Source organism: Paenibacillus caui, assembly GCF_019904135.1.
GTDB classification, from domain to species: domain Bacteria; phylum Bacillota; class Bacilli; order Paenibacillales; family Paenibacillaceae; genus Fontibacillus; species Fontibacillus caui.
Genome location: NZ_JAIOGQ010000022.1, coordinates 28,510 through 45,069, shown reverse-complemented (window position 1 = coordinate 45,069; position 16,560 = coordinate 28,510). Strand labels below are relative to the sequence as shown.

General features: G+C 51.8%; 10 protein-coding genes. 9 read left to right on the top strand and 1 reads right to left on the bottom strand.

The window, feature by feature from the left end; genetic code table 11:
• Window positions 1–163: 163 nt before the first annotated feature.
• The 7 genes from K7397_RS13925 to K7397_RS13895 all read left to right on the top strand — a co-directional run bounded on the left by K7397_RS13925 (window position 164) and on the right by K7397_RS13895 (window position 6,703).
• Complete coding sequence (locus K7397_RS13925) at window positions 164–331, top strand: aspartyl-phosphate phosphatase Spo0E family protein (protein WP_223068548.1); 168 nt, start codon at window positions 164–166, stop codon at window positions 329–331.
• Between the two features lie 124 nt (window positions 332–455).
• Complete coding sequence (locus K7397_RS13920; protein WP_223068547.1) at window positions 456–1,751, top strand: DUF445 family protein; 1,296 nt, start codon at window positions 456–458, stop codon at window positions 1,749–1,751.
• 2 nt (window positions 1,752–1,753) lie between these two features.
• Window positions 1,754–3,079, top strand: a complete 1,326-nt coding sequence (locus K7397_RS13915; protein WP_237690926.1) for a DUF445 domain-containing protein — start codon at window positions 1,754–1,756, stop codon at window positions 3,077–3,079.
• A gap of 26 nt (window positions 3,080–3,105) precedes the next feature.
• Window positions 3,106–4,062 (top strand): 3'-5' exoribonuclease YhaM family protein, encoded by a 957-nt coding sequence (locus K7397_RS13910; RefSeq protein ID WP_223068545.1) that lies wholly within the window; start codon window positions 3,106–3,108, stop codon window positions 4,060–4,062.
• A 32-nt stretch (window positions 4,063–4,094) separates the two neighbouring features.
• On the top strand, window positions 4,095–5,195 hold the full coding sequence (locus K7397_RS13905; protein WP_223068544.1) for a glycoside hydrolase family 66 protein: 1,101 nt from the start codon (window positions 4,095–4,097) through the stop codon (window positions 5,193–5,195).
• Window positions 5,196–5,389: 194 nt separating this feature from the next.
• Window positions 5,390–6,463: a YeeE/YedE family protein gene (locus tag K7397_RS13900; RefSeq protein WP_223068543.1), complete on the top strand. Its 1,074-nt coding sequence runs from the start codon at window positions 5,390–5,392 to the stop codon at window positions 6,461–6,463.
• 12 nt (window positions 6,464–6,475) lie between these two features.
• The gene (locus tag K7397_RS13895; RefSeq protein ID WP_237690919.1) at window positions 6,476–6,703 is read left to right on the top strand and encodes a sulfurtransferase TusA family protein; all 228 of its coding nucleotides are present in this window, start codon (window positions 6,476–6,478) and stop codon (window positions 6,701–6,703) included.
• A gap of 105 nt (window positions 6,704–6,808) precedes the next feature.
• Here the strand turns inward: K7397_RS13895 and K7397_RS13890 are convergent, their stop codons facing one another.
• Entirely contained in the window at window positions 6,809–7,732 is a 924-nt protein-coding gene (locus K7397_RS13890) for an AEC family transporter (RefSeq protein ID WP_223068542.1), read from the bottom strand.
• 653 nt (window positions 7,733–8,385) lie between these two features.
• On the opposite strand from K7397_RS13890, the gene K7397_RS13885 reads away from it, so the two are divergent.
• Both K7397_RS13885 and K7397_RS13880 read left to right on the top strand, forming a co-directional pair.
• Window positions 8,386–11,043 carry a SpoIID/LytB domain-containing protein gene (locus K7397_RS13885; protein ID WP_223068541.1) on the top strand — a complete coding sequence of 886 codons (2,658 nt, stop codon included), beginning with the start codon at window positions 8,386–8,388 and terminating at the stop codon, window positions 11,041–11,043.
• Window positions 11,044–11,139: 96 nt separating this feature from the next.
• Window positions 11,140–16,509, top strand: a complete 5,370-nt coding sequence (locus K7397_RS13880) for a phosphodiester glycosidase family protein (RefSeq protein ID WP_237690918.1) — start codon at window positions 11,140–11,142, stop codon at window positions 16,507–16,509.
• Window positions 16,510–16,560: the final 51 nt, after the last annotated feature.

Genomic DNA, 16,560 nt, shown 5'->3' with positions numbered 1-16,560 from the left:
CTTATCGGGAGCTATGCAATTCCAAGGGAAAATAACCGATAATAGTATCATATTGCCTCTCATATTCATAATTGCTTGTTATTAGCAAAAATTATGCATTAACTCTGATTGTCTATATTTTGGCAATATATCCTAAAATATATCTTTAGGAGGTGGGTGGGCCGTGAAGGAACCGGAAACCATTCAACATAGAATAGAGAAAGCCAGATTGAAACTTAATCAAATGGAAAAAATGTACGGCTTGAAAGATCAAAAGGTGATTCGGCAATCTATGTATCTTGACGAGCTTATTAATCAATATATGCAACGATCGTTGCTTCAATTAAAATAATTTTGACTGCTGTCGCTGCCAGCCTGTGCGCCCTGCCGATTAGGGAAGACGGAGCATATCATGTATAATAAGTTTAATTATATGTGATATGTGAGGCAAATCATCTTGTTAGAGGTGCGGCAGTGTGAAGAAATCGAAAATTAAAACAAAGGTTGACACAGCGCTCATTTTGTCGGCTGCTGGTGTTGTGGCGGCTTTTCCGTTTCGCGACTATTTCTGGGGCGGCGTGCTATTTTCTGCATGCAATGCTGCCACGATCGGGGGGCTTGCCGATTCTTTTGCGGTTGGGGCCTTGTTTGGCAATCCGCTTAAGATCAAATGGCCGGCTTTTATGGGAACGCGGGTAATCGCGCGAAACCGGGAACGGCTTATAGGCGAGCTTGGCAACATGGTTCAATATGAGCTGCTGACGACGGCAAATATTCAGGCCAGATTGAGTGAATACAGCATATCCGCCATTTTGATTGATTATTTAAGGAAACATGGCGGACAAGAGGATATTACTGAAATTGCGGAGCGCTTGGCCAAAGAGCTTATGGTGAAAATGGATGTTCAAGAGCTGGCCAATGCGCTGCATGAACTGCTTTTTGGGAGCATGGAGGCCCTTCAGGCTTCTGACATCGCCGCTGATGTCGCGGACTGGATCGTCCGAAACGGCTATGATGAGCCAATCATTGATTTTCTGATTCATGAGCTGATCAAAATTGTACATACGGAGCGGTTCCGTCTCGTAATTGAGAGGCTCGCGGATTCTGTGCTTTCCTCCTACGAGAGCGGGAAATTTCGTCGACAATTCGTAAATATCGCAGCGGGCCTCGAGGCTTCCTCCCTCAGTGGAAAAATCCAGCTTAAGATTGCGTCCTTTCTAAAGGAAATGTTATCTCCATCACATGCTCAGCGGATCAAGCTGAAGGAACAGATGGGGCATTTTGTGCTGAGATTAAGGTCGGACCCTGATCTAAGGGATTCTATAGAGCGTGGCAAGCTTAGGATCATCAATGCCATAAAAGGACATGTACAGCTGGATGCCTTTGTTCGGGAGATACTGAACTTTTTTCTGCAGCTCTCTAAAGAGGACGGAGCAACCGGGGGCGGCAAGGGAACAGCGCTGTATTCCTGGATTGACCGGAAAATAGAACAGGGAATCGGCACACTCGAAAACAACGAGGATCTGCTGCAGGCTATTGACCGCTATATCAAAAAAAATGTGCTGATGTGGATTGAACAAAGGCACGGATTCATTGCACAGGTTGTCACAGATAAGCTGAATACATATTCCGAGCAGCAGCTGATCGGGATGGTTCAGGACAAGGCAGGACCCGATCTTCAATACATTCGTTTAAACGGGATTGGCATCGGCGGATTGATCGGCGCTTTCCTCTATCTGATCACGTTTTGGATCGGGGGTTTAACCGGGTGAAGATGAGAAGAAAAGCGAACCTGAGCTTAATCTTGTTGGCGCTGCTGTTTCTAATAGCGGCCATTTGCGTCTATCGGCTTCCGGGGCAATGGTGGCCGCGGATGCTGCTGTACGTATCTGAAGCGGGGCTTGTAGGCGCACTGGCCGATTTGTTTGCCATTACGGCTCTGTTCAGACATCCGCTCGGGTTAAAAATATTGCCGCATACGGCAATTATTCCAAAGAATCGCGACAAGCTGGTGGACGGAGTCGTGTCCATGGTGGAAGAGCAGCTGCTGAGCAAAAATATGTTGAAGGAAAAAGCCCAAGAGTATCATCTTGTCGAGCTTGCCATTTCATTGGTTGAACGCAAGGGAGATAAAGAAAAGATTTTGGAACAGGCATGGAATTTCCTGGTGGCCAGCCTTGAGAAAATGGAGCTGAGCGGCCTTGCGGCAAGGCTGGATAAGCAAGTCCGCGGCGGCTTGCAGCGCATTAATTTGTCGCCTTATGCCGGCCGGATCCTGAAGTGGGTGCTGGACCACAGCGATTACCAGGCCTGGTTCACGCAATTGGCGGATTTTGCGGCGGAGCGCATTTCGCATTCTGATACGAAGCAGCAAATCCGGGAGATGCTTGTTCAGGAGAAGGAGAACATGCTGAATACCGGCGGCTCTTTTTCCAGATGGTTTAAGAAGCAGCTGGTGCAAATTGCGGAATCTTCGAATGCGCTGAATCTTGATGAAGCGGCGGACGTGCTGTATGATGATTTGCAGCGTTTCATGCTTGAGCTGCGAAATCCTGATCATGAGCTAAGAGTGCTCGTAGCGGATATGCTATACAAGCTTGCAGCGGATTTGGAGGAGCGGGCCGAGCTTTCACAAGCGGTGGATGCCTGGAAAAATGAACTGCTGGAGAAGATTTCCCTGCTTCCGTCGGTGAACGCGCTGCTCGCTAATTTAAGGAATCTGCTTGCTCCGAATGCAGAGTCGCCATATGTGAATGCCGATACTAGGCTAAATATCCGAAATTTTATCAACCGGTTTATAGGCGGCTGCTGGGAGTGGTTTAAACAGGATCAGGAAATCAAAAACTGGCTGGAAGGCTATGTGCAAGAATTCGTACAGAAAATTATAGAGACCGAGCATGCGCTGGTTGGGCAAATCGTCCGGACTACATTAAATGAATTCACAGAGCAAAGACTGGTCGAATTTATTGAAAGTAAAGTAGATACCGATCTGCAGCGGATCCGGCTAAACGGCGCACTGGTGGGAGCGGCGCTGGGGGCTGTATTTTATATTCTGCTTCATGGGGTGTACGGACCGCTGCTTAATCTGCTGAACGGCTAAGGGGATAGAGGAGAGGGGAAAGTTAAATGACATTAATCAAAGATCTGGTCAGCGGAGATGAGTTTACCGGCTTTTATCTGATCAAGGAGCTGGAAGTGAAGCAGACGAATGCAACGCCGCCCAAAGATTATCTGGATATCGTTTTGTGCGATGCAAGCGGACAACTGCCCGCAAAATATTGGGACGCTTCAACCAGGGACAAAGAAACTTTTTTTCCGATGGGGCTTGTTAAGGTTCGGGGTCTTGTTCAGACCTACCGCGAAAGACTGCAGATCAAAATTATGCAGATTCGTCCTGCTGCCGATGCGGACGGGGTAACGCTTACGGATTTCGTCCGATCGGCTCCGATCCGGCCGGTAGATCTGATCTACACCATTAAGCAGGCGACGGCAAGCATTGAGGATCAAGAGATCCGCTCGATTGTTTCGTTCTGCGTTGACAAAGTGGAAGACAAGCTGATGCATTATCCGGCCGCCAAAACCCATCATCATGCGTATTTCGCAGGGCTGGCCTATCATGTGGTCCGCATGCTTGAAATCGGGGATTTTATGTGCCGGCAGCGGCCGTTCCTGAATCCGGACTTTATTAAAGCGGGTATCATTCTGCACGACATCGCCAAGCCGGAGGAAATGACCGCCCAGCTTGGCATCGTATCCGAATACAGCGTCAAGGGCAAGCTTGTCGGCCATATATCGATGGCATCGAATTGGATTACCGAGGCGGCGCTGCGCCTGGATATTGATCTGGATTCGGAGAAGGTGATCGGACTCCACCATCTGGTCCTGTCCCACCATAACCTGGGCGAGTGGGGAAGTCCTGTGCAGCCGCAGACGCCTGAAGCGGTGGCCCTGCATCATATCGATACCCTTGATGCGAAGCTGCAGATGGTAGAAGACGCGCTGGATACAACGCCGGAGAGCGAACCCTGGACGCCGTTCATCCGGGGGCTGGAGAATAAGGCGGTCTATCGTCTGAAAGTTTAAACGAAAATTTAAAGTTCCGCACGGCTGGCTTCTTGTTAAGGCAAGGGGGCCTGTTCAACGATCAGCAGCAATTAAGCACGCCTTTACCTGAAAATTGGGCATCTCCTTCTATTTACAGCTTTAATCCAGGCAATTTGGAATGGCAGAACTATATATTTAACCGAGAGAAAGATGTGTTTGCTGTATTCCCTTTTGATGGCTGGCATATCGACTCTTTAGGCGGAGGGACCGCATATGATTTTACTGGAAATAAGATAGATCTGGATCAGACTTTTCAAGGTTTTATCAATAATGCCAAGGCGACTTTAGGGAAATCGGTTGTATTTAATAGCGTTGGTAATTACGGGCAAAAAGAGTCAGCAAGCAGCAGTGCGGACATCCTTTACTCCGAAATGTGGGAGGGCAGCGGACAAATCACCTATAATGATTTGAAAAATTCGATTGATGCAGGCAATTCATTAAGCGGAGGAAGCAAATCAACCGTTCTTGCAGCTTATATGAATCGTAATTATCAAAAGAATTTCAGCGAATTCAATCAAGGTTATTTTAACACCCCAAGCATTCTACTGACAGATGCGACCATCTTCGCAAGCGGCGGGAGTCATATTGAGTTGGGGGACGACTTGAATATGCTTTCTCTTGAATACTTCCCGAATAAACATCTCATTATGAGCAATGAATTGAAACAGCAGCTTAAAAATTATTATGATTTTATGGTCGCTTACGAAAATCTTTTGCGTGGAGGGCTATCGAATACTCATAATATTGTGTATGTTCATGACATGGACTCAAACACAAGCACAGATGGAAGCCCGAACACGATCTGGAAGTTCACCAAAACAGGAAATGGATATGATGTCATTCATCTGATCAATCTTCTGGGGGTTCCATCCAATCATTGGAGAGATGCTGATGCAACGTATCCAGTGCCGAATTTTCAATCAAACATTACGGTTAAATATTATTATGGTTCTGGAACCGTAGAATCCGTAAACTTTGCTTCCCCTGATTATGATAATGGAAAAAGTTACAGCACTTCTTTTACAACAGGATCCGATGACCAAGGCAATTACGTTACCTTTACAGTCCCGACACTTCAATATTGGGATATGATTTATATAAAAAAATCTTGAAACTATTAAAGTATGAGTTCGTCCTCAGCAGCTATGTTGCTGCTTTTTTTTGACAAAAATCTGCAATCTCTCTCTCAATAATTGGTGCTGATGTATTGTATAATCCTCTATTTATTGTTGACTAAACTAATCGGAATTGATAACATTGGTGCAGAGGTTTTTTTAGAACAAGTTTTAGAGAGGGAGAGGGAATCATGCTGCAAATGATTATTACCGGCTTGATCTGCGGCGCTTTGCTCGGGTTTGTTATGCAGCGCGGGCGGTTTTGCTTGACAGGCGGATTCAGGGATATTTACCTGACCAGAAACAACCGCATGTTTTACGCCCTGCTGATCGCGATTGCCATTCAAGCTGTAGGAATCTTTGCTCTTGTACAATCCGGAGTGATTGAATTTAAGGCAGGCTCATTTAATTGGCTTGCGGTCATTGTGGGCTCCTATGTCTTTGGAATAGGGATCGTATTGGCAGGAGGATGCGCGACAGGCACCTGGTATCGCGCCGGCGAAGGCTTGATCGGAAGCTGGATCGCGCTGTTCGGATATATGGTGATGAGCGCCATTATGAAGACCGGACCGCTGTCCGGATTCAATAAGTCCATTTCAAAAGTAAGTGCGCCAACGAACTCGATCCCGGACACATTCGGGATAAGCGCCTGGTTTTTGGTGGCGCTGGTTGCCATTATTGCCGCGTTCTTCGCCATTCGTGAGCTGCGCAAACCGAAGGTTGCACTGCCGTCTTTGAAGCAGAAACGAAAAGGGCTTGCCCATTTGCTGTTTGAGAAACGCTGGCATCCGTTCTTTACGGCCGTTCTGGTCGGCCTGATTGCGATTCTGGCCTGGCCGCTCAGCGAAGCGACAGGAAGAAAGGCAGGTCTTGGAATTACGACGCCTTCGGCCAATCTTGTACAGTATCTTGTAACGGGCGATCATAAATTTTTGAACTGGGGCGTATACCTGGTGCTGGGCATTTTGCTCGGTTCGTTTATCGCCGCCAAGGCAAGCAGAGAGTTCAAATTCCGCGCGCCGGATGCCAGAACTTCCGTTACGAGCTTTGCAGGGGGCATTCTGATGGGCTTTGGCGCCAGTCTGGCTGGCGGCTGCTCCATCGGTAACGGTCTGGTTCAGACAGCGATGATGACCTGGCAAGGCTGGGTGGCGCTCGCAGTCATGATTTTGGGCACCTGGACAGCATCCTATTTCGTATATGTTCGTCCACGCTCGCAGAAAGCAAGAACACAAACTTCCGCTTCAGTACAGACAGCGGTTTAAGGAGGATCACATATGATTCAGCAAAAATTGTCGGTTATCGGCCAGGTTTGTCCGTTTCCATTGATTGAAGCCAAAGAGGCGATAAAAACGCTGAGCAGCGGCGATGAACTGATTATCGATTTCGACTGCACGCAGGCTACGGAAAGCATTCCGCAGTGGGTGGCGGAAGAAGGCCACACCGTTACGAATTATGAGCAAATCGACGATGCGACCTGGACGATTACGGTTCGCAAGAAATAAGTGGAATAAGTAAGGGAAATAAAGCACCCCGCAGTAAGGGCAGAAGTTCATCCGGCCTCGTATTGCGGGGTGCTTTTTGTTTTTTTAGCGGGGCGAAGCCTATGATCAAGCCACAAACTCGGCCAAGGAGATCAACCCTGTGATGGTGATGACATTCAGAATAGTTGATATCAGAATCGTTTGGGCGGCGAAGTCCGGTTCATTCTGATACTCCTCGGCAAGAATGGAAGTGTTGACGCCAACAGGCATACCGGAAGCGATAAGCAGAGCCTGTGCCGGGATGCCCTTTAGGCCCAGTGCAAGAATCAGAACAAAGCCTACAGCCGGGGCGAAAAGCAGCCGTAAAGCCACGCTTAGATAGACCTCAAGCCGGTCCAGCCGCAGCGGGTATTTGATGATCTGCGCTCCAAGCGTGACCAGGGCGATGGCCACCATGGAGCGGTCCCCGTACAAAAGGGGCTGATAAATAAAGCCCGGCAAAGGAACAGCCAGAACATGCAGGACAAGCCCGATGACCAGCGCGTATGGAACGGGCATTTTCAGAAAGCCTTTGATCGCTTGGCGATACAGCCCGTTGGTTTTCGCGCCCTGAATCGAAAGAACTCCGTAGGTGAACGTCAGCAAGCTTTGAAACGACATAATAAGCGCCTGAACGGAGCCGGCAAGCGGATCTCCCTTAAAAGCGAGGTCGTTGATCGGAAGCCCATAGTTGCCCGAATTATCCAGAAGCAGGCTGTTTGTAAAAGCGGCCCTCATGCCGCGGGTAAATTTGCGGCGGCGGGATAAGACAGCGCCAACGATATACAGGATCAGCACATAGATCGCATAAAAAAGAGCGACGCTGCCGAGAAGTGCGGGTGACATTTCCGATTCATACATACTGATAAAGATTGCGGCCGGCGTAATAAAGTAAAAGTTGATTTTGGTCAGGGTATAAAGATCGAGCCGGAAGATGTACTGCATAATCGAGCCGATGCCGATCAGCACAAAAATCGGCAAGACGACTTGAAGCAGAATGGCAAATATCATCTCTTTTTGTTCATCTCTCTTTTCTGTTATGTATCGTTATGAGAAAATGGGTTGACGCCATGTCATTATATCATGATCCCCTGGGAAATTGGCATGGGCAAATACGGGATTTGAATGATGGAGAGGGATACCCCTCTCTTTTTTTTGCCATAAATTAGGATAAAAGAATCAAATTTCATATTGATGCCAGACTACTAATCATTGCGAGTTATCAAGTTATCCCACGGGTCAAATCGACTATTATTTTGCGAATCGAATAGGCTTTAAATATCTATTAAATTATCTCGCCTGTGTCTTCTTTCCTCTTGGTTGTCAAACCTCTCCCTTTATTCGACTTTATTCGTCAAACAATTCGCAGCTGTCAGTTTTTCTGTTTTAAGAAATTAAATTTCACACATTAAAAAAATATTGAAATAAAATTTCATTGAGATTATGATGTTGGTGATAAAAGAATGAAAGAAAATATTACCGAGGAGAGTGATCAAACTTTACATAATTGCCCTTGTCATCTCCCTTTCGTCTCCGGTTTAGCACTTGACTATTTTTTTGTTCCTCTATTTTCACCGGTCATGTCACTTTTCCTTTTACAAGAGTCTCATCTGTAAAATGGATTTTTCGAATCTATTATTCCATCAAAAGAGGAGAGAATTACAGTGAGAGATAAAACCCGATTATTCCGCTTACCTTTTGCTTTGCTGTTGTCCGCTGTTTTGGTTGCAGGTTCCCTCGTGCTGGAAACTCCCGGAGGAGCCGCCGGCGCAGCAGCCGAAACGGCCGAATGGGGTGCAGCTGGTGAAATGTCCTTGCCTGCTGTTATGAAGCCGCTCCGGGAGAAAATTATGGCAAAGAACCCGGCGCAAAGAACAGTCGAGCTTGAACTAGCCGGTACGCTGCACCTCGCCGAAGGCTACACGGTCTGGCAGAAGCTTGACGGACAAACCTTTGCGAAATCGCTGAATGACGTTATGGTTGGGGCGGACAACGTTGTTACATACCTGAACGATGCCGGAGAGATCAGCAAGCTGGTCATCGATGGTGTGACACTGACAGACCGCATGCGGGTCGGCATTCGCAGCAGCATAGCCGATATCGGGGATTATTCGACGTTTGAGCATGCCGGGCTCGACATCCAGTCAGAAGGCGGCTACACATTGCTGGACAAAAAAGCGGAGCGCAGCTTCGATATTCCGGCAGGCGCACTCGTGACGTATACCCCCGTTGAAGGCCAGACCGTTGTAACCCGGGACGGGACAGAGCTGTACCGGACGCCAAACCGGTTGTACGCCTCCCAGAGGGATCCGAACAGCTCTCTTTTGCAAATTATGACCTTCAAACGCGCTTACGGAAATCCGCTGTACCGGGGAACCCTCGAGATCTCGCTGACGGCGGCGACGGACAAGCTCACGCTGATCAACGACGTGACGCTGGAGCAATACCTGTACCAGGTTGTTCCGAGCGAAATGCCGGCGTCCTTCGGCAAAGAGGCGCTGAAAGCTCAGGCCGTTGCAGCCAGAACCTACGCGCTATCGGACTATTACAGCAGCAGGTTTGCGGACCGTGGCTTTCATATCGACGACAGCACGCTCAGCCAGGTTTACAACAACAGCGCGGAGAATGAGACAACGAACCAGGCTGTTAACGAAACGGCAGGCCTCATTATGAAAAGCGGCAGCGATCTGGTCGACGCGAGATTCTATTCGACTTCCGGCGGCTTCGGCGCTTCGAAGCACGAGGTATGGTCCGATTTGGGAAGCACGACGTTTCCGGGAACACCTGTCCCTTATCTGATGGCGAAAAGCTACACCTACGATCCGGCTCAAGCAGACCGGATGCTGGAGCTGGATACTTCCAGCGAGGAAGCGCTGAACGCTTTTTACAAAAACCTGTCCTATACGGGGTACGACTCGGATTCGCTTTATTTCCGCTGGAAAATCAGCATGACGCGCCAGGAGCTGGAAGCGACGATCAATAAAAACCTGGGCACCCGTTATGCGGCGGACCCTGCTTTTATTCTGACCCGGCAGGCTGACGGCAGCTTTGCGAGCGCGCCTATTCCTCCGGAAGGGATCGGCACCTTGCAGAACCTGTACGTGGCGAAACGCGGAGCCGGCGGCAACGCGCTGGAACTTGTCATTGAAGGCACAACCGGCACTTATAAAATTGTAAAAGAGTTCAATATCCGTTTCACGATCCGTCCGAGCAAAACCTACACGCTGGGCAGCGACATTCTCGCTTACCGGGCCCGCGGCGGTTCCCAGGATTACGATCCGGCCGGCACGCTGAAAAATCCGAGCATTCTTTATTCAGCGTTCTTTACGATGGATCTTGCGAAAGATGCGGAAGGCGCGGTGACAGGCGTCACTTTCTATGGAGGCGGAAACGGGCACGGCGTCGGCATGAGTCAATACGGAGCCTCCATGCTGGGCATGAAGGGCTGGACGTTTGATCAGATTCTGAATGCTTACTATTCAAATATGCAGCTCGTCTCCGTTTCGGGTGAAACAGAGTATCCGACAGCACTGAAGCTGGACGGGCTTGGACCGATGGTCCAGGGTGAGACCAAACAGGCGCAGGTCCAAGCGGTCTTCGAAAGCGGGTCAACGGCGGACTGGACGAACGGGGTCAGTTATGCCAGCAGCAATCCGTCTGTGGCCACCGTCAGCGATACCGGGCTCGTCACGGCGGGAGCCTACGGACAAACCGAGATTACGGCCAGCTATGCCACCTTAACAGCCAGCTACGTGCTTTCCGTCGCTTCAGCGGTAACCGGACTGGAAATGACAGGTCCTGACCAGATGAAGGAAGGGGATACGGCAGCGACAGTCGTTCAAGCGGTATACTCTGACGGTTCGAAAGTCATTTTGAAGGACGGCGTTGTTTATGCCAGCGGCAACCCGGAAGTGGCTGCGGTTGACGCGGCCGGGCTTGTTACGGCAACCGGGGTGGGAGAAGCGGTCATAACGGCATTGGCGGACGGCAAGACCGCCGAATATCGTCTCACCGTTACAGCCAATCTAACCGGGACTTCTATCGGAAAGCTGAAGCCGATCAAAACAGGGGAAGTCCTTAAGCTGATCGTGACGGCGTCTTATTCGGACGGCTCCAGCGCGGATGTTACCGCAAGGGCAACCTTTGACAGCAGCAGTCCGGAGGTTGCTTCCGTCGATTCGTCGGGAATGATTCAAGCGATCAGTAAAGGCAAAACTACCGTTACCGCCTCTTACGGCGGACAGACAAGCAGCGACAAGCTGGTTGTCACCAGATCGCCGGAAGACAATGGGGAAGAGGAAGACACGGTCCCGGCCGACTAAGATCATGAACATGTTTGCTCCCGGCGGCGGAAGCCGGCGGGGGCAAATTCACTGTGCTCTTTTTCAGGGGAAATAACGGATTCGGAGGGAGAAAGCATGAGAATGAAAGGAAAGCCGGCAAGGCGCGTTTTGTCCGCTTTGCTGGGCATGCTGCTGCTGTTTTCTGTACTCACGCCGTATGAAGCGCCGGTTCATGCTGCTGAAGAGACTGCTTTATCTATTGGCGAGGTGCTTGACAGCCGTTCCATGGAGCTGGCTCCGGGAGCGGTGTACCACTGGTACGATATGAAGCTCGCAAGGGGTCTAGAGAAGGTGCACACCGTTGAATTCAATCCTTCGAACCCTCTGTTGGAGCTGCAGGCGGGGACCAAAGGCGGCAAAGTGTACGGCACCCAGGGAGTTACGCAGATGGCCGCTTATGCGGACAAGGAAGCGAGCCGGGTGGTTGCCGGGATCAACGGCGATTTTTTTGATATGAACGATCACGGAACCGGCGTTCCCGTCGGCTTGTTTATGAGCGGCGGCAAAATATTAAACAGCGCCGACGGAGATAACGGCGTGTTTGTGCTGAATGAGGACGGAACGGCCCGAATCGGTCCGGTTCCGAAGCTGGTCAGGACGGTCACCATCCAGGGCAAGCCTTCTGAGCTGTCGCATATCAACCGCTACCGGTCAAATGATGAGCTGGTGCTATATACGAGCGATTATGCGGATACGACCAAAACGACCGATCTGGGAGACGAAGTCGTGCTGGACGTCCTGGAAGGTGATGTGCAGAGCGGACAGACGATGCGTCTGAAGGTTTCCGAACTACGCATAGACAAAGGAAATACGCCCCTGTCGCCGGGGAAGGTAGTGCTGTCCGCGCAAGGCACGGCCCGTACGCTGCTTGCACCGCTCCAGGTCGGCGATGAAGTGACGGCTTCCTTCGAGCTGGAGGAAGGCTGGCGCGGCGCGAAGCTGGCCATGAGCGGCTTCATGCTGATGAAGGACGGAGCCGTGCTCGGCAATGTTCCGCCTGCAGGCGTCCATCCCCGTACTGCGGTCGGAATCAAGGCCGACGGCTCCGTGCTCATGCTGGAGATTGACGGCCGGGCCCCGGGCTTCAGTGAAGGCGTGGACACGGGCGAGCTCGGCGAAATAATGAAGAGCATGGGCGTTGTCAACGCTCTGAATCTGGACGGCGGGGGTTCTTCTACCTTTGCCGCGAGACTTCCAGGGGAAACGGAGTTTAAGATGCTGAATCGCGGCTCCGATGGAGGCGAGCGGCCGACCGGCAACTCCCTGCTGCTCGTGAACAAAGCCTCCGAAGGACCTGCGGCCAAGCTGGTCGTGCGACCGAATCTGGAACGGGTGCTGGCGGGCTCTTCGGTGGCCTTTACGGCAGCGGGCGTGGATGCAGCCGTTCACCCGGCAGCGTTTGAAGGCCCCGTCATCTGGCAGGCCGAGCCTGCGCTGGGCACATTTGACGAAGACGGCAGGTTTACGGCAGGTTATGCCGCAGGCACCGCAGCGATTCATGCTCAGGCAGGCGCGCTCGAAGGATCGGGAGAAGTCGAGGTCGTTAACGACTTGACGGCGCTGAAATTCCCGGATTCGGAGAAGGCGGTGGATTCCGGAGCAAGCGTTCAGCTTAACGTTGCAGCTCTGCGAAACGGCCAGGAAATCAAGGCGGACAACCGCAGCTTCGAGTGGCGGGTTGAAGGGGATATCGGCACCATCAGCCCAGACGGCGTGTTCACGGCCGTGGACGATACCGGCAAGAGCGGGAAAATTTACGTGAAATACGGGGATATCGAGACGTCAATGACCGTGAACGTCGGGACGCCGCCCTATGTGTTGGAGAACTTTGAGAACGGTCTTGACCGGTACTTGAGTTCGGCCGGAGCCAATTACAACACCGCGCTCGCCAGTCTGACCACCGAGGACGAATATGTCCGTTTCGGGAATCAGGCGTTGAAGCTGGAGTATGATTTTATCGGAAAAGTAGGCACAACCGGAGCTTATTTGCAGGTTGCCAGCAAGGATAAAGTGCTGGTCATTCCGGGTTATCCGTCCAAGATCAGCATGTGGGTTTACGGGGACGGGAGCGGAAACTGGCTGCGGGGGCAAATGCGGGACAAGAACGGCGCAGGCGGACCGACGCCGCTGAATCTGACGCAAGAAACCGTCGGCGTGGACTGGAAGGGCTGGAAGTACGTGGAGGCAAACGTGCCGGCCGGTTTGACACCGCCGCTGACGCTGGATATGCCCGTTCGCTACATGACCACCTCCAAAAATCCTCCCGTCAAAGGAGCCGGAGCCATCTATGTCGATGAAATTCGCGCGGTTTACGGCCCTGTGGAGGACGACATTGAACCGCCGGTCCTGAAGAACATGGAACCTGCGGACGGCAGCGTGGTGCAGACCGGAACTCCGGTCATCCGGGCCATCGGCGAGGACGCCGGATATGATCCGCAGAAGAGTCCGGGGACGACGTTGATCGATCCGGACAAAATCTTTTTCCATGTGGACAATATGCCGGTTTCCCATACGCTTTATCCGCCGGAGGGGCGAATCAGCTACAAGCCCGAGATCCCGCTTGCGGATGGCGTTCATAAGGCGAAAATCCAGATCCGCGATCTGTCCGGGAACCGGGCGGAGAAGGAATGGACGTTTAACGTGGATACAGGCTCGTCCAAATTTCTGTACGATACGCCTCAGGAAATCTATGCAGGCAGCACAAATACGCTGGATATCAAGGGCTTCAAGACAGCCGGAATCCATGCGGGCCAGATCGGCTTTGCGTTTGACACCTCCAAGGTCGACGGCTTGGAGCTGGTGCCCGGGGGTAAGCTGACGGACAGCCAGGTGCAGGCGGATATCGACGCTACGGCGGGAAAGGTGCTGGTCAAGTTCTCGAATCTGGAGACGGCTGGACTTACGGACAGCGATCTGCTCGCCCAGATCCGGTATCACGTGAGGCCGGATGCCGAAGGATCCAGCACCATCGCCTTTACATCGGGTACCATCTCATTTACGGGTACACCGGGCGCTGCTTCATCCTTTTTCGGGCTGCCGCGCGAATCGGTCATCAAGCATCCGCTGCAGCTCAGTTGGAATGACACCGGCAGAGTGGAAGGGTATCCTACCACATTCAGCGTGGTCCTTGCGGATGGAACTCCGGCTGCGGGAGTCCATATATTGGCGGATGGAACGGTTGTTGGCGTGACGGACGCGGGAGGGCATTTTACGACAGATGCCTTGACGAAGTCGATCAAGACTTACAAGCTGCAAGCGGTCAAAGACTCCTTGTACAGCTCTGCGATGACGTTCACCGTTTCGAAGCTGGCCGGTACGATGAACCCGTATAACATCAGCGTGACGATGGGGGCGGATCCGGCAACCTCGCGCGGATTCACCTGGCATACCCACCCGAACGCGGCGGGTACGAAAGTCGAAATCGCCGAAAGAGACGGGTTTACGGATTTTGCGCAGGCTTCGGCGATCACTGTGGACGGGACGGATTCCTTATTTTCCACCTACGATCTTGGCACGGTTCGGGTTCATAAAGCTGCGGTATCCGGCCTCAAGCCGGGAACGGAGTACGTTTACAGGGTAGGTGACGGTGCGGGAAATTACAGCGTCCAGGGCTCTTTCGCAACCGCGTCCACGAATCAGGACAAAGTGAAGTTTCTGTTCTTCGGCGATTCGCAGGCATCGGATCAAGCGGGCTTTGATCTGTGGAAAAATACGCTCAATCAGGCAACCGCCGATATGCCGGACGCTGATTTTATCGTGCATGCCGGCGATATGGTGGACAACGGGTATAAGGAAAACGAATGGAACATGTGGTTTGCGGCCGCGCAGGACAAGCTGATGAACACGACGCTCGTCGCGGCGGTCGGCAACCATGAAGTTACAGGCACCAGCGGCAACGGCGATTTCCTGAATCATTTCAATCAGCCCGGAAATGGACTGGACAGCCTGAAAGGTTCGAATTTCTCGTTCGATTATGGAGATACCCATTTCGCGATGCTGAACAGCGAATATCAATATGAAGAGCAAAAGGAATGGCTGCGGAGCGATCTTGCCAAGACGGATAAGAAATGGAAGGTCGTCCTCTTCCACCGCGGACCTTACGGCAGCATCTATGATACGGAAATTGTCCGTAAGGAATGGGTACCGGTTCTTGACGAATTCCATGTCGATCTTGTACTGAACGGGCATGATCACATTTATTTGCGCAACTTTATGAAGGACGGCGCCGCCGCTGAAACGGGCGAAGGCACGGCCTATGTGGTTGGCGGCTCTTCCGGTCCGAAGTTCTACGGCTTGACCCGAAGAGATTGGACGCAGTTTGTCGACGAGGAAATGACCCAGATGTACGTGGAGGTCGAAATCGACAAGTCCAGTCTGTCGGTTGTCACGAAAACGGTAGGCGGGCGCGAAGTGGACCGTTTTGTATTGAACAAACCGAAGGTAAGCATTGACCCAACGAAACTTGATCTCACCATCGGCGATCAGGCCAAGCTGAATGCAAAGGTAGAGCCGGATACCCTTCCGGATAAAACGATCGTGTGGTCCGTGTCCGAAGCTTCGCGCGAGGGAGTTGTTGACGTAGAGACACAAGGAACGGTAACCGCCAAGAAACCCGGAACGGCGGTCATCAAAGCGACCCATGCCAAATCGGGCGTATTCGCGGAGAGCACGGTGACCGTTAAAGACGTGAAGCCGCCGGTCACTGCGGTTGTCTATAGTACTACGCCGAATGAAGCTGGCTGGTTCAACCGGAACGTAACGCTTCAGCTTTCGGCTTCCGACGATGACGCCGTGAAAGGGATCACGTACCGGCTGACAGGCGCCGCTGAGGCGGAGGAAGCGAGCGTGGACGGCAGCAGCGCCGAGCTTTCGATCGATCAGGAAGGAATCACGATCATCCATTATGCCGCAGTTGATCTTAGCGGCAACAAGGAGCAGGAGAAGGAGCTCGTAATCCGGCTGGATCAAACTAAACCTGTGATCGATGTAACGGGAGCGGGTTCCTACACGATCGATCAGAAAGTGGTTATTGAATGCACGGCGTCCGATACGGTGTCGGGAGTCGTCTACGACCCTTGCGCCTCGGGGCCTTTGGTCAGCGAGGATGCCTATGTGCTGGGGGCGGGGGCGCACACGATAACGGTTCAAGCCCGCGACGCGGCAGGAAATGTGACCGAGACCCCGGTCACGTATGAAATCGTCGTTGATTATGATGGCCTCAGCCGCCTGACCGAACGAATGGTCGAGGGGCCTGGCAAGCAGGGGATCGTCAATGCCCTGCTGGTAAAGCTTCGCCACGCCGAGGAGGCCGAGCAAGCAGGGAAAGAGCAGGTTAAACAAAGCTCCATTGCTGCCTATATTGAGCAAGTAGAGTCGCTTGGACAAGAAGGCAATCAGAAGATCCTCCATCCGGACCTGTTGACCCAGTTTGCCCGGATGCTGTAATAGTCACCTTACTCTTCATTTGTGATTCCAGACGCATCCTTTTCATATGAA

Excerpts from the sequence above, each read along its gene's own strand:
- K7397_RS13915 (WP_237690926.1), top strand. The coding sequence starts at position 1,754 with ATGAGAAGAAAAGCGAACCTGAGCTTAATCTTGTTGGCGCTGCTGTTT.
- K7397_RS13910 (WP_223068545.1), top strand. The coding sequence starts at position 3,106 with ATGACATTAATCAAAGATCTGGTCAGCGGAGATGAGTTTACCGGCTTT.
- K7397_RS13900 (WP_223068543.1), top strand. The coding sequence starts at position 5,390 with ATGCTGCAAATGATTATTACCGGCTTGATCTGCGGCGCTTTGCTCGGG.
- K7397_RS13895 (WP_237690919.1), top strand. The coding sequence starts at position 6,476 with ATGATTCAGCAAAAATTGTCGGTTATCGGCCAGGTTTGTCCGTTTCCA.
- K7397_RS13890 (WP_223068542.1), bottom strand. The coding sequence starts at position 7,732 with ATGATATTTGCCATTCTGCTTCAAGTCGTCTTGCCGATTTTTGTGCTG.
- K7397_RS13880 (WP_237690918.1), top strand. The coding sequence starts at position 11,140 with ATGAGAATGAAAGGAAAGCCGGCAAGGCGCGTTTTGTCCGCTTTGCTG.